Genomic DNA, 22299 nt, shown 5'->3' with positions numbered 1-22299 from the left:
CATCAATGATCGCGGTGACTCGACGAGTATGTGCCCGTGACGCCCGGCATCGACCACGCGAACAACACGGCCCTCGGAGAACGGCGTTACCGGCTCCTTGTCGCCGGTTACGCGATCTCCTCGTACGGCACCTTCCTGAATATGGTGGCGCTCAATCTGTTCGTCTACGAGACGACGGGAAGAGCGCTCGCCCTGGGCCTGTTCATGGCGGTAAGGCTGGGCGCCGGTTTTGTGGCCGGTCTGCTGGCCGGTGGTCTGCTCGCCCGGTGGAGGGCCAAGAGCGTCATGCTCTGGGCGAATGTCGCGCAGGCCGCAGTGATGCTCCTGCTGATCTTCGCGCCGGACGGACTGCGGACGGCGGCCCTGATGGCCGTCTCCCTGGTGGTCGGCGGCTGCGGGACGCTCTTCATGGTGGCCCTGCGCAGCTCCATTCCGGAGATGGTGGGCGCCGACCGGCGCGGCTGGGCGAACTCCCTCTCGATCACGGGACGTTCACTCGCGATGGTGGCCGGGTTCGCCTCGGCGGGCGTGGTGGTCTCGCTCGTCGGTTACACGGCGGCGTTCGTGGTGGACATGACGACGTTCACCATCTGCGCCGTGACCGTCGCGCTGCTGCCGATCGCGGGCGGCGGCAGGGGGAAGGCCACCGCGCCGGACCCGGCCGAGGCCGCCGGGGAGGGCCCGGAGCGGGCGCCCGCGACGGAGAAGAAGGCCGGCCGGCGGCGCACACCCGTCGCGTTCGCCGCGCTGGCCGCCGCGCCCGGTCTCGGGCTAATGGTGGCGCTGCGCGGGGTCGACGCCTTCGGCTCGTCCTCGCACAACGCGGCGCTGCCGGTGTACTCCAGCGAGCTGGACGCCTCGCGTCCCGCCGTATTCGTCAGCGCGTTCTGGTGTCTGTGGGCGCTCGGCAATGTCCTCGCCCAGCAGTTGATCCAGCGGTACGCGAAACGCACCGGGCGTTCGGTCGGCGCGCTGGGCTTCGGTTACGGCACGATCGCCATGTCCGGCGCCTTCATCCTCGCGTTCGCGGGCTTCCCGCTGGCGGCGACCGCCGTGATCGCTCTGGTCGCGGGAGCCGCCGACGGGCTCACCGAGGTGTCGTACACCTCGCATCTGCAGACGCTCTCCGACAAACTGCGCGGACATGCCTTCGGACTCTCCGCGACCTTCGAGAATCTCGGTTTCGGCGTGGGCACGATCCTGGTCGCCCTGGCACTGGACCGGTACTCCCCGCTGGCGGTGGTCGCGTGGTCCCACGGAGCGGCCATCCTGGTCGCGGTCGCGTTCGTGTTCCGGGTGGTGAGGCTGCGCGGGGCCGGGCGCGCCCCGGCGGGGAGAGGAGAGGCGGATGCCGGAGGAGCGCATCGCGGTGATCGGGATGGCGCTGAGGTTCCCGGGAGCTGACACCGCGGAGCGGTACTGGCGGGACATCAGGGGCGGCGTCTCGCACGTACGGCGGTTCACCGACGCGGAGTTCGCCGCCGCCGGGGTGCCGCCCGCGGAGTACCGCGCGGACGGATTCACCGGTGCCAGCGCCCTGCTGGACGGTATCGACGGCTTCGACGCGGAGTTCTTCGGGATGAGCGGCCGGGAGGCGACCGTCACCGATCCGCAGCAGCGGCTCTTCCTGGAGTGCTGCTACAAGGCGCTGGAGGACGGCGGTTACGCGGGCGCCGGCGACGACTTACGGATCGGGGTCTACGCCAGTACCGGTTACCGGCTGTACTCGTTGCACAGCTATCTCGCCGGGAACCTCGCCGGGGAGGCCGGGTCCGGCGACTGGATGACCGTCAAACAGATCCAGGTCGGCAACTATCCCGACTTCACCGCCAACCGGGCCGCCTTCCGGCTCGGGCTGACCGGGCCCGCGGTCAATGTGGCGACGGCCTGTTCCAGCGCGCTGGTCTCCGTCCATCTGGCCTGCCAGGCGCTGCGCGCCGGTGACGCCGATCTGATGGTGGTGGGGGCGGCGGCGCTGCATGTGCCGCAGGTGACCGGGCACCGCCATATGAAGGGCTCGACGATCTCCAGGACGGGCACGGTACGGGCCTTCGACGCGGACGCGGACGGCACGGTCGGCGGCAACGGGGTCGCGGCCGTTCTGCTGAAGCCCCTGGAGCGCGCGCTCGCGGACGGGGACACGGTGCACGCCGTGATCCTCGGTTCGGCGGTGACCAACGACGGCGCGGCCAAGGCCGGATTCGCCGCGCCGAGCGTCGCCGGGCAGCGCGACGCCGTGCTGGGCGCGCTGCGCGCCGCCGGTGTGCCGGCCGATTCTGTGGGCTATCTGGAGACACATGGCACGGGCACGCTCAAGGGCGATCCGATCGAGTTCGCCGGGCTCACCGAGGCGTTCCGCCGCCACACCGACCGGGTCGGCTTCTGCGCGCTGGGCTCCGCCAAACCGGCCATCGGGCATCTCGACAGCGCGGCGGGTCTGGCGGGGCTGATCAAGGCGGTCCTGGTGCTGCGGCACGGGATCGTACCGCCGCTGGTGAACTTCTCCCGGCCCAATCCGGCGCTGGCCCTGGCCACCAGCCCCTTTCTGCTGCCGGAGCGGGAGCGCGCGTGGCCGGTCGGGGGAGACGGGCCGCGCCGGGCCGGGGTGCACTCCATCGGGCTGGGCGGCACCAACGCCCATGTCGTCCTGGAACAGGCGCCGCCACCGGTGGCTGCCGCCGTGGCCGGAGCGGCGGACGCGCCCCGGCTGCTGCCGCTGTCCGGACACAGCCGGGCCGCGCTGGTGGCGTACGCCCGCGCCTTCCGGGACCATCTCGCGCGGCATCCGGCGACCGCGCCCGCCGATCTGGTGGTCAGTACCGCCCTGGGACGGCGCCATCTGCGCCACCGGCTGGTGGTGACCGCCGAGGACGCGCGCACCGGACTCGACGCGTTCCTGGCGGGAGTGCCCTCGGACACCTACACCACGGGGACGGTGGCCGGCCCGGACCGTCCGGCCGGGTCCGTCTTCCTGTTCAGCGGACAGGGCGGCGGCCGTCCCGGCACGGCCGCCGGTCTCGCCGCGCGCTTCCCCGTGGTGGCCGGGGTCCTGGCGCGCTGCGCCCGGGTGTACGCGGAGGAAACCGGGGACGGTGACTTCCTCGACCGGCTGGTGCGCGGCGCCGGGCCCGCCGGGTGGGACACGGCGTTCGCGCAGCCCGCGCTCTTCGCCCTCCAGATCGCCCAGGCGCGGCTGTGGGAACACCTCGGTGTCACGCCGTCGCTCGTCGCCGGGCACAGCGCCGGCGAGTACGCGGCGCTCTGTGCGGCGGGGGCGCTGAGCACGGAGGACGCCATGCGCCTGATGTGCCGGCGGGGGCGGCTGATGCGGTCCGCCGCCGAGGGCGCGATGCTCGCCGTGTTCGTGACCGAGACGCGGGTGAAGGAGCTGCTGGGCGCCGTCGGGGAGCTCGAACTCGCCGCGGTCAACGGCCCGCGTCACCATGTGGTCGCCGGTCCGCCCGGGGCCGTGGCGACGGCGCGGGACCTGCTCGCGGCGCGCGGCGAGGCGTATGAGCCGCTGGCCGTCGACCGCGCCTTCCACTCGGCGCTGCTCGATCCGGTCCTCGACGAGCTGCGTGCCGCAGCGGGCCGGGCCCGGCCGCGTCCGCTCCGGATCGCCTTCGTCAGCGGTCTCGACGGTGTGGTGCGCCCGCCCGGCTGGCTGCCCGACCCCGGCTATCTGGTCCGGCAGGCGCGCGAGCCCGTCGATTTCCACGCGGTGCTGCGGACGGTGGCACCGGACGCCGGCGGCCCCGCCGTACTGCTGGAGCTCGGGCCCGGCGCCACGCTGACCGGGATGGCGCGCCGGGCGCTGCCGGGTGTCGCCGCCGCGCCGACCCGGCGGCTGTGGGAGGCGGTGGCCCTGCTGCACTGCTCGGGAGCCGGCATCGACTGGGCGGCGCTGCTCGCCGGTGGCGGCGGGCGGCGGGTGCCGCTGCCGACCTATCCGTTCCAGCATCAGTCGTACTGGACCGGTCCGCCGCCGGTGCCGGTGTCCGCGCGTGACTACGATCGCCCAACGGAGGATGGCATGACCGAACAGGCCGTACTGGAGCGGGTGTTGGCGCTGACCGCCCGTCATCTTGGTTATCCGTTGCCGGAGGTCGGCGCCGACCGCTCGTATGTCGGTCTCGGCGCGGACTCGCTTCAGCTCGTGGGGATGGTGCGGCAGTTGGAGGCGGAGTTCGGCGCGGAGCTGGCGATACGGGAGATCCTGGAGGAGGCGGGCACACCGAGGCTGACGGCCCGGCTGATAACCGCCCGTACGGCGCCGCCGGAACCGGAACCGGAAGCACAACCGGAACCGGAACCCGGAGCGGTGCCCAGACCGGGGCCGGAACCGGCGTACGCGACCCGGGCCGAGATCGAGGAACTCTCGCGGCAGATACGGCAGCTCGCACAGGCCCAGTCGGCGATGCTGACCCAGCTCTCCGACGCGGTCGCCCTGCTGACCGGCGCACCGGAGGCGACGGACCGATGACGGTGGAGGAGACCGGCGCGGCGGGTACCGCCGGGGCCGAGGTGGCGAGGGCCGCCACACTCTCGCAACGGCTGACCGCGCAGCTCGCGGCGGCCGGACGCCGCCGGGCCGCCGCCGGCACGGACCCGCGCAGGGAGCCGCCGCCCGCGGACCGGCCGGATCCCGGCCATGGCCCCCGTCGTGTCGTGGACCCGGCGGGCGGCATGGCCGGTGCGGGGGCCGGCGCCGGCCAGCGGGCGCACACCGAGGCCCTGATCCGGCGGTTCACGGAGCGCACCCGTACGTCCAAGGAGATCGCCGCGCGCCACCGGCCGGTGCTGGCCGACAGCCGGGCCGTGGTCGGATTCCGCGCCGCCACCAAGGAGATGCTGTATCCGATCGCGGCGCGCTCCGCCCACGGCGCCCGGATCACCGATGTCGACGGCAACGACTACACCGACATCACCATGGGGTTCGGCGCGCTGCTCTTCGGGCACGAGCCGGAGTTCGTCACCGACGCCGTCCGGCGGCATCTCTCCGGGGGACTGCGGTTCGGGCCGCGCTCCGCCGACACCGGCGAGGTGGCGGAGCTGCTCGCGGGACTGACGGGGATGGAGCGTGTCGCCTTCGCCGGGTCGGGCACGGAGGCGAACTCGGCCGCGCTCAGACTGGCCCGCGCCGCCACCGGGCGCGACAAGGCCGTGATGTTCCGGGGCTCCTACCACGGCCATGTCGACTCGGTGCTCGGCAGGCCCGGCGACGCCGAGGGCCGCCGCACGGTCCCCGTCTCCCGGGGCATCCCGGGCAGCGCCGTCGCGGAGCTGATCGTGCTGGAGTACGGCAGCCAGGAGGCGCTCGACACCATCGACGCACTCGGTGACAGCATCGCCGCCGTCCTGGTCGAGCCGGTGCAGTGCCGCAACCCGGGCCTGCGGCCCGCCGAATTCGTGCGGTCGCTGCGGGAGCTGACCCGCCGCCGGGGCATCGTGCTGCTCTTCGACGAGATGCTCACCGGGCTGCGGCCGCACCCGCGCGGCGCGCAGCACCACTACGGCGTCGTCCCCGACCTCGCCACCTACGGCAAGGCGCTCGGCAGCGGCTTCCCGATCGGCGCCGTCGCGGGCCGGGCCGACATCCTCGACGGGGTCGACGGCGGGCTCTGGCAGTACGGGGACGACAGCCGGCCGCCGCACGAAACCACCTATTTCGGTGGTACGTATATGCAGCACCCCCTCTCCATGGCCGCGGCCAGAGCGGTGCTCACCCATCTCACGGAGCAGGGCCCCGGGCTCCAGGAGCGGCTGAACGCCCGTACCGACGCGCTCGCCGCCGATCTCAACCGCTTCTTCCGCGACGAGGAATTCCCGCTGGAGGCCGCTCACTTCGGCTCGATGTTCCGCTTCACGCACCGCGCCGACATGGAACTGCTCTACCACCACTTGCTGCTGCGCGGCCTCTATGTCTGGGAGTGGCGCAGCTTCTACCTCTCCACCGCGCACACGGACGAGCACACCGAGGAGATCGCCGCCGCGGTCAAGGGCTCACTGCGCGAGCTGCGCGACGGCGGATTCTTCCCGGCCGCCCGCGCGGGCCGGGCCGGGGCCGCCGCGCGGCCCCGGCCCGCCCCCGACTTCGGGGTGTACTTCTTCGGCGACTACCCGGAGACCGGCGGCAGCGGCACCGCGCAGGCGTACGACGCGCTCGTCGAGACCGCGCGCTTCGCCGACCAGCACGGCTTCAGCTCCGTCTGGGTGCCGGAGCGGCACTTCCACTCCTTCGGCGGCCTCTTCCCCAACCCGGCCGTCCTCGCCGCCGCGCTCGCCCGCGAGACCGCCCGGATCCGGATCAACGCCGGGTCCGTCGTGCTGCCGCTGCACGACCCGATCCGGGTCGCCGAGGAGTGGTCGGTGGTCGACAATCTCTCCGGCGGCCGGGTCGGCATCGGCTGCGCCACCGGCTGGCACGCGCGGGACTTCGCCCTGCACCCGGAGCGGTTCGCGGACCGCAGGGAGATCGCCTTCGCCCATCTCGACGACATCCGGCGGCTCTGGCGCGGTGAGGCCGTGCGGCGGCGGACCGGCGAGGGCACGGAGACGGACGTACGGATCCATCCCCGGCCGGTCCAGGACACCCCGCCGATGTTCCTCGCCACCACGGGACAGCGTGCCTCCTACGAGGAGGCGGCCCGGCGCGGACTGGGCGTCGTCACCCATCTGATGAACCAGACCGTGGACGAACTGGGCGGCCATGTCGCGCACTACCGGCGGGTGCGCGCAGAGAGCGGGCTCGACCCGGACGCGGGCCGGGTGACCGTCCTCGTCCACACCTATCTGGGCACGGACCACGAGGCGGCGCGGGCCGAGGCGCTGGAGCCGATGAGCCGGTATCTGCGTTCGTCGCTGCTGATGCGGTCGGCCGCCACCGCGCTGGGCCACAGCGCGGAGGATGTGGCGGCGGCCGGCGAGGAGGACCTGGACTATCTGTTCCGCCGCGCGTACGACCGGTACTGCGACCAGCGGGCGATGATCGGTACGCCGGAGAGCTGCGCGCCGTTCGTGGAGGCGCTGCGCCGGGCCGGTGTGGACGAGATCGCCGCGCTCGTCGACTTCGGACTGCCCGTGGAGCGGCTGCGGGCCGGACTGGACCAGCTCGATCTGCTGCGCCGCCGCTCGCGTCCCTCGCCGGAGGACGGCGGCCCGCGACGCGCGACGGAGGGCGCAGGAGCCGCGCGGGACGACGGCGCGGACCGTCCGGCCGAGACCGTCGCCCCGGCCACCTCGGCCCAGCGGCGGCTGTGGCTCGCGGCGCGGCTGCTCGCGGACCCCGCCGCGTACAACGAGACACAGGCGGTGCGGCTGCGCGGCCCGCTGGACGAGGACGCCCTGCGTACCGCCGTGGACGGCCTGGTCGCCCGGCACGCCGGGCTGCGCACGGTGTTCCGCGCGGGACACGGGGACGAGACCGTGCTCCAGGTGGTGCGGCACGGGTGGCGCGTCCCGCTGCGGCTGACCGACGCCCGGGACCGGGACCCGGCGGAGGCGATCGGCGCGGCACTCGCCGAGGAGAGCGGGCGCGCCTACGACCTGGCCCGGGGACCGCTGTTCACACCGCGGCTGGTCCGGCTGGCGCCGGACGACCATGTGCTGGTGTTCGGCATGCACCACATCGTCACCGACGCGCACTCCGCCGCTCTGCTCGCCGCCGATCTGGAGGAGTTGTACCGGGCCGCCCTGGAGCACCGCGCCCCGGTGTTCGAACGGCCCGCCGGTACGACCGCCGGTGCGGCGGAACCGGTGCGCGACCACGCCGATCTGGCCTGGTGGCGTGCGCGGCTCGGGGAGAAGCCGCCGGTGCTCGAACTGCCCACCGACCGGCCGCGCGAGCGGCGGACCGGGGGCCGTGGCGGCGCCGCCGCGATCCGGCTGGATCCCGGGCGCACGGCGCGGCTCCAGGAATGGAGCGGCGGACGGGGCGTCACGCTGTTCGCGACGCTCTTCACCGCCTGGCGGCTGGTGCTGCGGCGGCGCTCCGGGCAGGACGACTTCGTCCTCGGCTCCACCTTCGGCCGGCGCACGGCGGAGACCCGCGACACCGTGGGTTTCCATGTGGCGCTGCTGCCGCTGCGGGCGTCGCTCACGGACGCGATGACGGTGACCGAGGCGGTACGGGCCACCGGACGCGCCCTGTTCGAGGCGGCCGAGCACCAGGAGGTCGATCCGGACGCCCTGCTGGCCGGCGTCCATCCGGCGCCGGGCAGCCCCCGGCCGCTGATCACGGTCTCGGCGGATCTGGACGCCGAGACACTCAGCCGGATCGATCTGCCGGGGCTGCGCGCGGAGGAGGTGACCGCGGGGACGGCGTCGGCGCCGCTGGAACTGGCCCTGATGGCCACCCGTACCGCCGCCGGACTGCGGTTGCGGCTGCGCTACGACGCGGATCTCTTCGACGCGGAGACCGGGCGCCGTCTCCTCGGCGAGCTGGACCGGACGCTGGAGTCGATGGCGAGCGGCGGCGAGGATCTCCGCGTGGGCGAGGCGGGGGCCCCGGAGGAGGACAGGGGCGCCGTCGCCGATGTGCTCCGGGACGTCTGGGAGTCGGTCCTGGACGTCCGGGGCTTCCCGGCGGACACCAGCTTCTTCGACATCGGCGGGAACTCGATCGCCGCCATCCGGCTGGTCAACCGGGTACGCGATGTCCTCGGCGTCGACTATCCGATGGCCGATTTCTTTATGGACGCCACCCTGCGCGCCATGACCGAACAGCTCGCGGGCGGTCCCGGCGCGCCGGCCGGCCCGGCGGCGGCCGGCGCGCGGGTACGGGGGGAACTGTGATCGACGCCCTGCTCGACCGGCTGTCCGCGCTCGATGTGCGCCTCGCCGCCGGGCCGGGCGGAGTGCTGCGCTACGACGCGCCGCGCACCGCTCTCACCGACGAACTCCTGGCCGAACTGCGCCACCACAAGCGGGAGTTGCTGGACCGCCTCACCGGCGCCGAGGTGATCGACCGGGCACCGGTCAGCGATCAGCAGGCGCGGATGATCGCCGGGCACCACGCCGTGCCGCACTCCGAGGTGTGGAACATCCCGACCAGGATCAGCTTCACCGGAGCCCTGGATCCGGAGGCGCTGCGGTCGGCGCTCACCGAGCTGACCGCCCGGCACCACGCGCTGCACACCCGGTTCGTCAGGGCCGGGGAGAGGACCGGGGACAACACCGGCGCCGGGGAAACCGGAGCCGGCACCTGGTGGCAGGAGGTGGTCGTACCCCCGCCCCTCGATCTGCCGGTGGAGGATCTCACCGGGCTGCCCGCCGCCGAACGGGAAGACCGCTTCGAGGAGTTGTGCCGGGAGACGGCCGGCGGCGGCTTCGATCTCACCCGGCCCGTGCTGCCCCGGCTGCGGCTGCTGCGCGTCGCGGAGGACCGGTGGGCGCTGATGTTCGTCCTGCACCACATCTGCGCCGACGGCTGGTCCCTGTCGCTGCTGCTCGCGGAGATCGCCGAGCTGTACACCGCCGCCGCGGCCGGCGTCCCGCACACGCTCGCGCCGCCGGGCGCGCAGTCCACGGACTACGCCCGCCGGCAGCTCGCGCACCACGATCCGGAGACGGAGGCGCGCAGGGCCGCGTACTGCGCCGCCTATCTCGACGGCGTCCCGTCCGGGGTGCCCGTCCCCACCGACCGGCCCAGGCCCGAGCGGCTCAGCGGGCGCGGCGACACCGTGCGGGGCCTCGCCTCCGGCGAGGTGCGCGCGGCCGTCGAAGAGTTCGCCGCGGCCCGGCACACCACACCGTTCGCGGTGGCGGCGACCGCGCTCGGGGTGTTCCTGGCCGGGCTCTCCGGCGAGCGGGACATCCTGCTCAGCGTCCCGTACGCCAACCGCCAGGGCACCGCCTTCGAGTCGCTGGTCGCCATGACCTCGACCGCCGTGATGGTGCGGGTGCGGATCGATCCGGACGAGAGCCGCGCCGCCCTGGTGACGCGCACCGGCGAGGGCGCGATGGGCGCGATGGCACATGTGCTGCCCACCGCCCGGATCATGCGGGCGATGCGGGAGGCCGGCGCCCGCGACGTCCCGGACCGGGTGCCGCACATCCTCGCCTTCCAGAACTCGCTCGACACGGACATCGAGATCCCCGGGCTCCGCGTCGAGGTCGAGGATCTGGCGCCGCCGCTCTCCCGCAGCGAGCTGTGTTTCGGCCTGGCACCGTGCCGGGACCGCGTTCGGGGGTACAGGACGTTTCTGGAGTACTCCGCGGACCTGTGGAACCGTGGGACGGCCGAAGATCTGCTGTCCTCCTACGCCGCGCTGCTCGCGGAGTTCTGCGCCTTCCCCGACCGGCCGGTCAGCGATCTGCTGCCGACCGGACCGATCCCCCCCACCACTGGAAAGGCGGACGCCGTATGACGCCGGCCCCCCACCGCAGCCACGCCGACGACCTCCTGTCGTTCATCGGATCGAGCCCTTCCCCGTACCACGCGGTGGCGAGCGCGGTCCGAAGACTGGAGAAGGCGGGCTTCCGCGAGCTGTACGGAACGGACGACTGGTCGGACACGACCGGCGGTTGCTTCGTGGCCCGCGGCGGCGCCCTGATCGCCTGGTACGTCCCGGAGGGCGCGCCCGCCCACACGCCCTTCCGGATTGTCGGCGCCCACACCGATTCACCGAATCTGCGGGTCAAGCCGAGACCCGACACCGGTTCGGCCGGCTGGCGGCAGATCGGGGTGGAGATCTACGGCGGGGTCCCCCTCAACACCTGGCTCGACCGCGATCTGGGCATCTCGGGACGGCTCGCCCTGCGCGGGTCCGGCGCCGGAACCGGGCCGCGGACCCGGCTCGTCCAGATCGACGAACCCCTGCTGCGCGTCCCGCAACTCGCCATCCATCTCGACCGTTCGGTCAACGACGGGCTGGCACTCGACCGGCAGCGGCACATCGCGCCGCTGTGGGCGCTGGGGGCGCCGGAGGAGGGCGCGCTGCTGCGCCGGGTCGCGGGGGCCGCCGAGGTGGATCCGGCCGAGGTGCTCGCCTGGGACCTGATGCTCCATGACATCCAGCGGCCCGGATATCTGGGCGCGGACCGGGAGTTCGTGGTGTCGTCCCGGCTGGACAACCTGGTGTCGGTGCACGCGGGCGCGACCGCGCTGGCGAACGCCGCGACCGCCGCGGAACAGCCCGCGTACATCCCCGTCCTGGCGGCCTTCGACCACGAGGAGGCCGGCAGCGGCTCCGAGACGGGCGCGCAGAGCCCGATGCTCGAACGGACCCTCAGCCGCTCCGTCACCGCCCGGGGCGGCGGTCCGGAGGACTGGGCGCGCGCCCTCTCCGGGGCGCTGTGCGTCTCCGCCGACATGGCGCACGCGGTACACCCCAACTACACGGAACGGCACGATCCGGACCATCGTCCGCTGCCCAACGGCGGCCCCACGGTCAAGGTCAATGTCAATCAGCGGTACGCCACCGACAGCACCGGCATCGCGGTGTTCGCCGAGGCGTGCGAGCGGGCCGGAGCGCCGTGGCAGCCGTTCGTCTCCAACAACGCGATGCCGTGCGGCACCTCGATCGGGCCGCTCACCGCCGCCCGGCTCGGCGTCACCACGGTCGACGTGGGCGTGCCGGGACTGTCCATGCACTCGGCGCGCGAACTGTGCGGGGCGGCCGATCCCGGCCATCTCGCCGCCGTCCTCGGCGCCTTCGTCTCGGGCGGCTGACGGGCCCCGCCCGCCTGTTCCGCCGCAGTCGCAGGGTCGGTAGCCGTGCTCACGTCCCCACCCAAGCCCACGTCCCAAGGAACCGGAGACATCCGCCGTGGAAGAGACCGTCCTGATCTGTCTGCCGTTCGCCGGCGCGGGTCCGTCGTTCTTCACCCCCTGGACGGCCTACGCCCCCGAGTGGCTGCGCGTCCTGCCCGTGCGACTGCCGGGACGGGAGAAGCGCTTCGCCGAACCGGCCCACACGACCGCCGCCCCGGCCGTCGAGGACGCGTACGGCCAGGTGACCGGGGCGCTGGCGGACGGCGCCCGGGTGGCGCTGTTCGGGCACAGCATGGGCGCGGTCCTCGCGTACGAGCTGGCGCACCGCCTCGAATCGGACCCCGCGGTCCGTCTTGACGCCCTGTTCGTCAGCGGCTCCCCGGGGCCCTGGACGGTACGGGCCGACCGGGCGGGCGGACTGCCCGACGACGAGTTCGTCGCCCGGGTGCGGTCCTTCGCCGGATACGCGCATCCCGCGCTGGAGGACCCCGAGATGCGGGAGCTGCTGCTGCCGTCGCTGCGGGCCGACGTACAGCTCCACGAGAGCTACCGCCCGCTGTCGGACCGTCCGCTGTCCACGCCCGTCACCTCGGTCAGAGGCAGCACGGACACACTGGTCAGCGCGGTCGAGGCGGCCCAGTGGGCGGACGCGACCACCGGGAAGCTGACCACCGCCGAGCTCGACGGCGGGCATATGTATCTGACCCGGGAGCCCGGCGCCCTCCTCGACGTGATCGCCGAGGGGCTGAGGTCCGCGCGGGGGTGATGCCGCGGGACGTTGGCCCGATCGGCGCGGGAAGGGGAATACACAGGTCAGGACCGCTGCTCAGGCTTCCAGGAGGTCATAAGCGATGGACGCACAGGACACACAGGACCCGGCGGAGTACCGCACGGAGCACGACTCGATGGGCGAGGTACGGGTCCCCGCGCACGCCAAGTGGCGGGCCCAGACCCAGCGCGCCGTGGAGAACTTCCCCGTCTCGGGGCAGCGGCTCGAACGCGCCCACATCGAGGCGCTGGCCCGGATCAAGGCCGCCGCCGCCAAGGTCAACGCCGATCTCGGGGTGATCGGTGCGGACATCGCCGAGGCCATCCAGGAGGCCGCCGCCGAGGTCGCGGAGGGCCGCTGGGACGAGCACTTCCCGGTGGACGTCTTCCAGACCGGCTCGGGCACGTCCTCCAACATGAACACCAATGAGGTGCTCGCCACACTCGCCACCGAGCGCCTCGGCCGGGACGTCCACCCGAACGACCATGTCAACGCCTCGCAGAGCTCCAACGACGTCTTCCCGTCCAGCATCCACATCGCCGCCACCGCGGCCGTCACCGGCGAACTGGTGCCGGCGCTGGACCATCTGGCCGCGGCCCTGGAGCGCAAGGCCGAGGAGTTCCGGGACGTCGTGAAGTCCGGGCGTACGCATCTCATGGACGCCACCCCCGTCACACTGGGGCAGGAGTTCGGCGGTTACGCCGCGCAGATCCGCTACGCCGTGGAGCGGCTGACCGCCTCCCTCCCGCGCCTCGCCGAGCTGCCGCTCGGCGGTACGGCGGTGGGCACCGGCATCAACACCCCGCCCGGCTTCTCCGCCGCCGTCATCGCCGAGGTCGCCCGCACGACCGGGCTGCCGCTGACCGAGGCCCGCAATCACTTCGAGGCGCAGGGCGCCCGCGACGGCCTGGTGGAGACCTCGGGACAGCTCCGTACCCTCGCCGTCTCCCTGACCAAGATCTCCAACGATCTGCGCTGGATGGCCTCGGGCCCGCGCACCGGGCTGGCGGAGATCAGTCTCCCCGATCTCCAGCCGGGCTCCTCGATCATGCCCGGCAAGGTCAATCCGGTGATTCCGGAAGCCGTGCTGATGGTCGCCGCGCAGGTCACCGGCAATGACGCCACGGTCGCCGCGGCCGGCGCCGCCGGGAACTTCGAGCTGAACGTGATGCTCCCGGTGATCGCCAAGAACCTCCTGGAGTCCGTACGCCTGCTCGCCAATGTCTCGCGGCTGCTCGCGGACCGCACGGTCGACGGGATCACCGCCCACGTCGAACGGGCCCGTGAGTACGCCGAGTCCTCGCCGTCCGTCGTCACTCCGCTGAACAAGTACATCGGCTACGAGGAGGCCGCCAAGGTCGCCAAGAAGTCCCTGGCCGAGCGCAGGACGATCCGCGAGGTGGTCCTGGCCTCGGGGTACGTGGAGCGCGGCGATCTCACCCTGGAACAGCTCGACGAGGCGCTGGACGTACTGCGCATGACCCGGCCGTGAACAGTCACCGGCACGGCGGCGTCCGGCGGTCCGGTTTCCCGGCCGCGTCGCCGGCCCCGCCGACGGTGTCCCGCTCCAGGGCCTAGGATCTGCGCATGACAGAGACGGCAGCCGACGGGCACTGGACGCCCGGCACCCAGATCCTGTGGCGTTACCGCGAGAACGCCGGTGACCGGGTGCACATCTGCCGTCCCGTCACGGTCGTGCAGGACACGGACGAACTGCTCGCGGCCTGGCTGGCACCGGACACCCCGTGTGTGAAGCCGGTCCTCGCGGACGGCACGCCGGTCCACCGCGAGCCGCTGGCCAGCCGCTACACCAAGCCGCGCACGGTGGTGCGCGACCGGTGGTACGGCATGGGCGTGCTGAAGCTGGCGCGGCCCGGCGAGCCCTGGTCGGTCTGGCTCTGGTGGGAGCGCGGCTGGCGCTTCCAGAACTGGTACGTGAATCTGGAGGAGCCCCGCACCCGCTGGTCGGGCGGCGTCGACTCGCAGGACCACTTCCTCGACATCGACGTCTTCCCGGACCGGAGCTGGCGCTGGCGCGACGAGGACGAGTTCGCCCAGGCCCAGCACGACGGGCTGATGGAGCGTGAGCTGGCGCGGCAGGTCAGGGAGGCCGGCCGGGCGGCGATCGACGTGGTCGCCTCCTGGGGCTCGCCGTTCCGTGACGGCTGGGAGCACTGGCGGCCCGATCCGCGCTGGACGGTGCCCGAACTGCCGGACGGCTGGGACCGGGCACCGGGACGCTCCGGGGTCCCGGCGGGATGAACCGGCCGGCGCCGTGATCGCCGGGGCTCCGTCACCGACGTCATGAGACCCTTGATGTACCCCCGGGGTTCAAACGTAGGATCGTCCTCCGGAAGGCCGCTCCCGGTCAACGGGGCAGCGCGGCACCGGACCTGACCGCAAGTCACACACACGTCACACCGCTAGTCACTACGAACGTGAGTCACTTTCCGAGGGGGTGGAGCCGTGCGGGACGGCAGCCGCTCCTTCGACGCGATCGCATCGCACCACCGGCCCGGACGGACGGAACCCCACGCGTGACGGAGCACCCCACCTCCCACGAAGGCCGGCAGCCCCTGGCTGCCCGGTCTCAGGAACGCACACGGCCGCGGCAGGAGGCGAGCGCCTCCGCCGTCCCACAGCCCGCGGTGCCGACGCCCGACCCCGCGCAGACCGCGCGGCGCGAGGGCGACCGGCTGCGCTTCGTGGGGGCCGCCACCCGACGCATCGCCCGGGGCATCGATCTGGACGAGATCGTGCTCGGGCTGTGCCGGGCGACCGTGCCGACGTTCTCCGACGCCATCCTCGTCTATCTGCGCGATCCGCTGCCGGTCGGCGACGAACGGCCGGTCTCCCCCTTCGTCCTGCGTCTGCGGCGCACGGACCGGCTCCGGCTGACCGACGAGGATCCCGAGCACGGCACGGTCCCGGGCGGCATCCCGACGCAGATCTCCCCCACGGCGCTGCTGCCGCTCCTCGACCCGCAGTCCGAGGTGATGCCGGCGTCCGAGCTGTGCGAGGTGCTCTCGGGCGGCGCGCTCTCCGAGGTGCTGCGCGGGGTGCGCCCCGTGTTCGGCGATTCGGCCGCGGCCCGCGCCGCGCTGCCCGAGCTGCTGGGCGCCGACCGGGCCGTACCGAGCGGGCACCGCGCGATACTCGCGCCGCTGCGCGGGCGGCGGCGGGTCATCGGCGCGGCCGTCTTCCTGCGCAGGCCGGACCGCGCGGCCTTCGAACCGAACGACCTGCTGGTCGCGGCGCAGCTCGCGACCCACACGGCGCTGGGGATCGACAAGGCGGTGCTGTACGGACGCGAGGCGTACATCGCCGACGAGCTCCAGCGCACGATGCTGCCGGAGAACCTCCCGCAGCCCACGGGGGTCCGGCTCGCCTCCCGCTATCTGCCGGCGGCCGAGACCGCCCGGGTCGGCGGCGACTGGTACGACGCGATCCCGCTGCCGGGCAGCCGGGTGGCGCTGGTCGTGGGCGATGTCATGGGCCACTCCATGACCTCGGCGGCGATCATGGGCCAGCTCCGGACGACGGCGCAGACCCTCGCGGGCCTCGATCTGCCGCCGCAGGAGGTGCTGCACCATCTCGACGAGCAGGCCCAGCGCCTCGGCACGGACCGGATGGCGACCTGCCTGTACGCGGTGTACGACCCGGTCTCGCACCGGATCACCATCGCCAACGCCGGCCATCCGCCGCCCATACTCCTGCACCTGGGGGGCCGCGCCGAGGTCCTCCGGGTGCCGCCGGGTGCCCCCATCGGGGTCGGCGGGGTGGACTTCGAGGCCGTCGAGCTGGACGCGCCCGCCGGAGCGACCCTCCTGCTCTACACGGACGGGCTCGTCGAGTCGCGGCTGCGTGACGTGTGGACGGGCATCGAGCAGCTCCGGGAGCGCCTCGCGGCCACCGCGCAGCTCACCGGGCCGGATCACTCGCCGCCGCTGGAGGCGCTCTGCGACGACGTCCTCGACGTACTGGGCCCCGGCGACCGGGACGACGACATCGCACTGCTCGCGGCCCGGTTCGACGGGATCGCGCCGAGTGACGTCGCGTACTGGTTCCTGGAGCCGGAGGACGCCGCTCCGGGCCGGGCCAGGCGACTGGCCCGGCGGGCGCTGGCGCGCTGGGACCTGGAGGAGCTGAGCGACTCGGTCGAGCTGCTGATCAGCGAGGTCGTGACCAACGCCGTGCGGTACGCGGAGCGCCCCGTGACGCTGCGGCTGCTCCGTACAGATGTACTGCGCTGCGAGGTCGGGGACGACTCGCCGCAGTTGCCCCGGCAGCGGCGCGCCCGGGACACGGACGAGGGCGGCCGGGGACTCTTCCTGGTCAACCGGCTGGCACGGCGCTGGGGAGCGACCCGGCTGTCCACCGGCAAGGTGGTCTGGTTCGAGCTTCCGACCAGGACGTAATCCGGACCGGGGTCAGGTCTGGACCAAATCCAGATGTTGCCGACCTGGTGTCACGGAGGTTGACTGGGGCAGGCGGCCAATTGACCGCTGCCATTTCCCGGGTCGCCCCCGGTTTCCCGGGCCTTCTATCGACGGGAGGACGCTCGTGACTGAGTCACCCCCCAGGACTCCTTACACGACGAACAACGTCGGCATCCCGGTGGAGAGCGACGAGCACTCGCTCACCATCAGCTCCGACGGCCCGATCCTGATGCAGGACCACTATCTCATCGAGAAAATGGCCCAGTTCAACCGCGAACGGGTCCCCGAGCGAGTGGTCCACGCCAAGGGAGCAGGCGCTTATGGCTTCTTCGAAGTGACGAACGACGTCAGCCAGTTCACCAAGGCCGACCTTTTCCAGCCGGGCAAGCGCACGGACATGCTGGCGCGTTTCTCCACCGTCGCCGGTGAGCTGGGCTCCCCCGACACCTGGCGCGATCCCCGAGGCTTCGCGCTGAAGTTCTACACGGAACACGGCAACTACGACATGGTCGGCAACAACACGCCGGTCTTCTTCGTACGCGACCCGATGAAATTCCAGGACTTCATCCGCTCGCAGAAGCGCCACCCGGCCACCGGGCTGCGCAACAACGACATGCAGTGGGACTTCTGGACCCTGTCACCCGAATCCGCGCACCAGGTGACCTGGCTGATGGGCGACCGGGGCATCCCGAAGTCCTTCCGCCACATGAACGGCTACAGCTCGCACACCTATATGTGGGTGAACGCCGCCGGTGAGCGGTTCTGGGTGAAATACCACTTCAAGACCGACCAGGGCATCGACTTCCTCACCCAGGCCGACGCCGACGAGATGGCCGGCTCGGACGCCGACCACCACCGCCGGGACCTGTACGAGTCGATCCAGTCCGGGAACGCGCCGACCTGGAGCCTGAAGGTCCAGATCATGCCGTTCGAGGACGCGGCGGACTACCGCTTCAATCCGTTCGACCTGACCAAGGTGTGGCCGCACGGCGACTACCCCCTGATCGATGTCGGCCGGATGACCCTCAACGAGAACCCGGACAACTTCTTCGTCCATATCGAGCAGGCCGCCTTCGAGCCCTCGAACCTGGTGCCGGGCATCGGCCCGTCCCCGGACAAGATGCTGCTCGGCCGGCTCTTCTCGTACCCGGACACCCACCGCTACCGGATCGGCCCGAACTACACGCAGCTCCCGCCGAACCGGGCGCATTCGCAGGTGAACTCGTACGCGAAGGACGGACCGATGCGGTACGAGGCGTCGCACACGGCGATGCCGTACGCGCCGAACTCGTACGGCGGTCCCGCGGCCGACACGGAGCGCTTCGGCGACCCGGCGGGCTGGGCCGCGGCGGGCGAGATGGTGCGCGAGGCGGCCAGGCTGCACCGCGAGGACGACGACTGGGGCCAGGCGGGCACTCAGGTCCGTGAGGTGCTGGACGACGCGCAGCGCGACCGGCTGGTGTCGAACGTCGTCGGCCATCTGGCACAGGGCGTGTCCCGGCCGGTGCTGGAGCGGGCGCTCCAGTACTGGCGCAATATCGACAAGGAGATCGGCGACCGTATCGCCACGAAGGCGAACGGCGGCTGACTCCGGGCCGGGAGCGGTGGCCCCGCCGGACGCGAACGCGTCCGCCGGGGCCGCCGCTTTTCGCCGTTTCTCACCTCGGCCGCGCCGTCACCGGCCCGCGGGCAGTCTCAGGAGTCCGTCGGGAGGGCCGGGGGCCTCCGTCGGGCCGCCGCTCTCGGGGCCGCCCGGGTCGGTGCCGGGATCGGTCGGGAGGGTGGGCGGCGGCGACTCCTCTGGCGCCGTGGGGGCGGTCTCGCTCGGAGTCTCTTCGGGCTCCGGCGGAGGCGGCGCGGTCTTGGTCGGCTCCTCGCTCGGCGTCTGCTCGGGGGCGGTCTCGACCGGCGGCGCCGTGGGCCTGTCGGGTACGGGCTCCGTGTACTCCAGGTCGAACTTCGCGTCGGAGCCGCCGTTCAGCGCGGCCAGCGTGTAGGCCGCCCAGATCCTGGCGGGGAAGCCGCCGCCGTTGGCGCGGCCGGAGTTGGCGGTGCCGGTCAGGGTGACCTGGCCGCCGCCGTCCCGGGGCGACTCGCCGAACAGCGCGACGACCGTGGTGAGCTGCGGGGTGTACGCGGCGAACCAGGCCGACTTGTTGTTCTCCGACGTACCGGTCTTGCCCGCCGCGTCGTAGTCGGGGGTGTCGGCCTCGAAGCCCGAACCGTTGTCGACGACGCTCTGGAGCACATGGGTCACGGTGTCGGCCGTCTCCCGGCTCACCACCTGCTTGCCCACCGGATCGGGCAGCTTGACCGTACGGTCCTTGTGCTCGGCCGACTTCACGATGGCCGGGGTGACCTTACGGCCGTGGTTGTCGAGGGTCGCGTAGACGCCCGCCATGTCCCAGGTCGAGGCGTTCATGGTGCCCAGCGTGATCGCGGGACGCTCGGGGAAGTTCTTGTCCCGCATCCCGAGGGCGAGCGCGGTCCGCTTGACCGTGCCGGGACCGACGTCCACGACCATCTGCGCGAAGACGGAGTTGATCGAGTCCTCCATCGCGGTCCGTACGTCGACGGGGCCGTAGTCCCGGTCGTCCTCGTTCTCCGGGTTGAAGGGGGTGTCACTGCCCTCGACCGGCCGCTTGCTCGTGCCGTCGTACACGGTGCCGAGGTCGATCTTCCGGCCGTCCTGGGTCTTCGAGCCGTTCTCCAGGGCGGAGGTGAGCACGACCGGCTTGAAGGTCGAGGCGGGCTGGTAGTCGGTGCGGGTGGCGTTGGAGATCCAGTGCTCGGTGGCGCCCACCCCGCCGTAGAGCGCGACCACCCGGCCGGTCTTCGGGTCGACGGAGGTGGCCCCGGCCTGCACCGTGGCGTCCGTCTTGTTCTCCTTGCGGTCGATCTTGCTTTCGAGCTGTTTGTCGACCGAGTCGACGAGCGCCTTCTGCCGCTTCTCGTCGATGTTGAGGGTGATCGTCCAGCCGCCCGCGTCGATGGCCGCCTTGTCGACACCCTGCCGGGCCAGTTCGTCATTGGCGGCCTCGACCAGGTAGCCGGTCTGGCCCTCCATGCCGGGCGCGGCCTTGGGCGCGTGCGGCACGGGGAACTTCAGACCCCGGCGGGCCGAGGGGTCCAGCCAGTGCTCGCCGACCATGTTGTCCAGGACGTAGTTCCAGCGCTCGGTGACCAGCCGCTTGCCGGTGTCGGTGGCGACGGCCCAGTCGTACTGGCTGGGGGCCTGGAGGACAGCGGCGAGATAGGCGCCCTGCGCGACATTCAGCTCACCGGCGTCGATGCCGTAGTACGCCTGGGCGGCGGCCTGGATGCCGTACGCGTTGCGCCCGTAGTAGCTGGTGTTGATGTAACCGGCGAGGATCTCGTTCTTGCTCTTCTTCTGATCCACCTTCAGCGAGATCACCAGCTCCTTGAGCTTGCGGGTGACCGTCTGGTCCTGCTGCAGGTAGTAGTTCTTGACGTACTGCTGGGTGATGGTCGAACCACCCTGCTTGCCCTTGCCCGAGAGGGTGTTCATCAGACCGCGGGCGGTGCCCTTGAGGTCGACGCCGGAGTCCTTGTAGAAGGTCTTGTTCTCGGCCGCGACAAAGGTGCGCTGGACGTCCTGGGGGATCTGTTCCAGCCCGACTATCTCGCGGTTGACCTCGCCGGTACGCGCCAGGATCTTTCCGTCGCTGTACTTGTAGACGTTGCTCTGCATCTCGGCCTGCGCGTTGGCACTCGGCACCGGGACCAGCACATAGATCACGACGAACGCGCCCATGGCGAGCAGGCAGAGCCCGAAGAAGGTGCCGAGCAGCTTCTTCGGTGTGAACAGGCGGCGTATGCCGCCCGCGTTCGTCACCCGGCGCGTCGTGCGCTGCCGGGCCCGTCTGGCTTCAGCTCGGCCCATCGCCGTGTCGCTCCGCTCTCAGATCGTGTCGTCGGACTCGCTCGCAGCTCTCACCCACCGGAATCAGCTCAGAAAGCTAACACCGCCCGCTATGACAAAGGGCACTGTTTCCTTCCTTTTGGGACGTGACAATCAGCACCCGTTCCCATGGAACCGACTCACCAGAGCGCCAGAGGGTTGTGAAGACAGCTAATGTGCTATCACAATGATAGCCACCGCCGGATGGCGGCGGCACCACAGAAACGGGGAACGAATATGGCCTCCACCAGCACCGTCGCGCCCGACGACCTGCCCGAGATGCCCGCGCCGCAGGTCCGGGAATTCTCCGCCCACAGCATCGGGGGTGGTCTCGCACTGCTGTTCGGACTCTTCGGTTTGATCGCCGGTGCCGGCCTGATCGTCCTCGGTGCCACGCTCGGCTCGGCAGGACCGAAGGCCGCGCTGATCGTGGTCGGCGTCCTGACGGACATAGCCGCGTTCTTCGCGATGTGCGGACTCAACATGGTCGCGCCGGGCGAGGCCCGGGTCGTCCAGCTCTTCGGCCGCTACCGCGGCACCATCCGCACCGACGGACTGCGCTGGGTGAATCCACTCACCTCGCGCAGCAAGATCTCGACCCGGGTCCGGAACCACGAGACGGCGGTCCTCAAGGTCAACGACGCCTACGGCAACCCGATCGAGCTGGCCGCGGTCGTGGTCTGGAAGGTCGAGGACACCGCGCAGGCGACCTTCGAGGTGGACGACTTCCTGGAGTTCGTCTCCACCCAGACCGAGGCGGCCGTCCGTCATATCGCCATCGAGTACCCGTACGACGCGCACGAGGAGGACGGCCTGTCCCTGCGCGGCAACGCCGAGGAGATCACCGAGAAGCTCGCCGTCGAGCTGCACGCCCGGGTGGAGGCGGCCGGTGTCCACATCATCGAGTCCCGCTTCACCCATCTCGCCTACGCCCCGGAGATCGCCTCCGCGATGCTCCAGCGCCAGCAGGCGGGCGCCGTCGTCGCGGCCCGCCGGCTGATCGTGGACGGCGCGGTCGGCATGGTCGAGGCCGCGCTCACCCGCCTCACCGAACAGGACATCGTCGAGCTGGACTCGGAGCGCAAGGCCGCGATGGTCAGCAATCTGCTGGTCGTGCTCTGCGGGGACCGGGCCGCACAGCCGGTCGTGAACACGGGCACTCTCTACCAGTGACCGAACGCAAGCAGGCCCTCCTGCGACTGGACCCGGCGGTGTACGACGCCCTGGCCCGCTGGGCGTCCGACGAGCTGCGCAGCACCAACGCGCAGATCGAGTTCCTGCTCCGCCGGGCCCTGGCGGAGGCGGGCCGGCTCCCCGGCGGCGCGGCGCCCATCCCGCGCCGGGGCCGGCCCCCGAAGGCCGCGCAGCGGCCGGATCCGGGCCCGGCGGGCCCGGATCCGGGGAGCACGCCCGACGGGGAGTGAGCCGGCGCCTCCCCGGCCGGCCGCGCCGGGGA

General features: G+C 72.2%; 13 protein-coding genes. 12 read left to right on the top strand and 1 reads right to left on the bottom strand.

Going from position 1 to position 22299, the window contains the following annotated elements; genetic code table 11:
* The first annotated feature begins 48 nt into the window (after window positions 1–48).
* The 10 genes from ABZ707_RS13485 (at window position 49) to ABZ707_RS13440 (ending at window position 18509) form a co-directional block, all read left to right on the top strand.
* A complete protein-coding gene (locus ABZ707_RS13485; RefSeq protein ID WP_360173825.1) occupies window positions 49–1404 on the top strand; it encodes an MFS transporter in 1356 nt (451 codons plus the stop codon).
* Window positions 1349–4483: a type I polyketide synthase gene (locus ABZ707_RS13480; protein WP_360172678.1), complete on the top strand. Its 3135-nt coding sequence runs from the start codon at window positions 1349–1351 to the stop codon at window positions 4481–4483. The genes ABZ707_RS13485 and ABZ707_RS13480 overlap by 56 nt, the downstream gene beginning before the upstream one ends.
* On the top strand, window positions 4480–8793 hold the full coding sequence (locus ABZ707_RS13475) for a MupA/Atu3671 family FMN-dependent luciferase-like monooxygenase (RefSeq protein ID WP_360172675.1): 4314 nt from the start codon (window positions 4480–4482) through the stop codon (window positions 8791–8793). Before ABZ707_RS13480 ends, ABZ707_RS13475 begins: the two co-directional genes overlap by 4 nt.
* A complete protein-coding gene (locus ABZ707_RS13470) occupies window positions 8790–10367 on the top strand; it encodes a condensation domain-containing protein (RefSeq protein WP_360172672.1) in 1578 nt (525 codons plus the stop codon). The genes ABZ707_RS13475 and ABZ707_RS13470 overlap by 4 nt, the downstream gene beginning before the upstream one ends.
* Window positions 10364–11671: a M18 family aminopeptidase gene (locus tag ABZ707_RS13465; protein ID WP_360172670.1), complete on the top strand. Its 1308-nt coding sequence runs from the start codon at window positions 10364–10366 to the stop codon at window positions 11669–11671. The genes ABZ707_RS13470 and ABZ707_RS13465 overlap by 4 nt, the downstream gene beginning before the upstream one ends.
* A 97-nt stretch (window positions 11672–11768) precedes the next feature.
* A complete protein-coding gene (locus tag ABZ707_RS13460) occupies window positions 11769–12479 on the top strand; it encodes an alpha/beta fold hydrolase (protein WP_360172667.1) in 711 nt (236 codons plus the stop codon).
* A gap of 85 nt (window positions 12480–12564) precedes the next feature.
* Window positions 12565–13974 (top strand): class II fumarate hydratase, encoded by a 1410-nt coding sequence (locus tag ABZ707_RS13455; RefSeq protein ID WP_360172664.1) that lies wholly within the window; start codon window positions 12565–12567, stop codon window positions 13972–13974.
* Between the two features lie 95 nt (window positions 13975–14069).
* Window positions 14070–14744, top strand: a complete 675-nt coding sequence (locus tag ABZ707_RS13450) for a DUF402 domain-containing protein (RefSeq protein ID WP_360172661.1) — start codon at window positions 14070–14072, stop codon at window positions 14742–14744.
* Window positions 14745–15019: 275 nt separating this feature from the next.
* The gene (locus tag ABZ707_RS13445) at window positions 15020–16900 is read left to right on the top strand and encodes a SpoIIE family protein phosphatase (RefSeq protein WP_360172658.1); all 1881 of its coding nucleotides are present in this window, start codon (window positions 15020–15022) and stop codon (window positions 16898–16900) included.
* Between the two features lie 145 nt (window positions 16901–17045).
* Window positions 17046–18509 (top strand): catalase, encoded by a 1464-nt coding sequence (locus ABZ707_RS13440; protein WP_360172655.1) that lies wholly within the window; start codon window positions 17046–17048, stop codon window positions 18507–18509.
* Window positions 18510–18596: 87 nt separating this feature from the next.
* Here ABZ707_RS13440 and ABZ707_RS13435 read toward each other — a convergent pair whose 3' ends face one another.
* On the bottom strand, window positions 18597–20825 hold the full coding sequence (locus ABZ707_RS13435) for a transglycosylase domain-containing protein (protein WP_360172652.1): 2229 nt from the start codon (window positions 20823–20825) through the stop codon (window positions 18597–18599).
* 255 nt (window positions 20826–21080) lie between these two features.
* Between ABZ707_RS13435 and ABZ707_RS13430 the strand changes: the two genes are divergently transcribed.
* Window positions 21081–22016 (top strand): SPFH domain-containing protein, encoded by a 936-nt coding sequence (locus ABZ707_RS13430; RefSeq protein WP_360172649.1) that lies wholly within the window; start codon window positions 21081–21083, stop codon window positions 22014–22016.
* A complete protein-coding gene (locus tag ABZ707_RS13425; RefSeq protein WP_360173822.1) occupies window positions 21962–22267 on the top strand; it encodes a hypothetical protein in 306 nt (101 codons plus the stop codon). Before ABZ707_RS13430 ends, ABZ707_RS13425 begins: the two co-directional genes overlap by 55 nt.
* Window positions 22268–22299: the final 32 nt, after the last annotated feature.

Source organism: Streptomyces sp. NPDC006923, assembly GCF_040635655.1.
Classification (GTDB): domain Bacteria; phylum Actinomycetota; class Actinomycetes; order Streptomycetales; family Streptomycetaceae; genus Streptomyces.
Note: the sequence above shows the minus strand (reverse complement) of the source record. Positions and strands in the feature narration are given on the sequence as shown.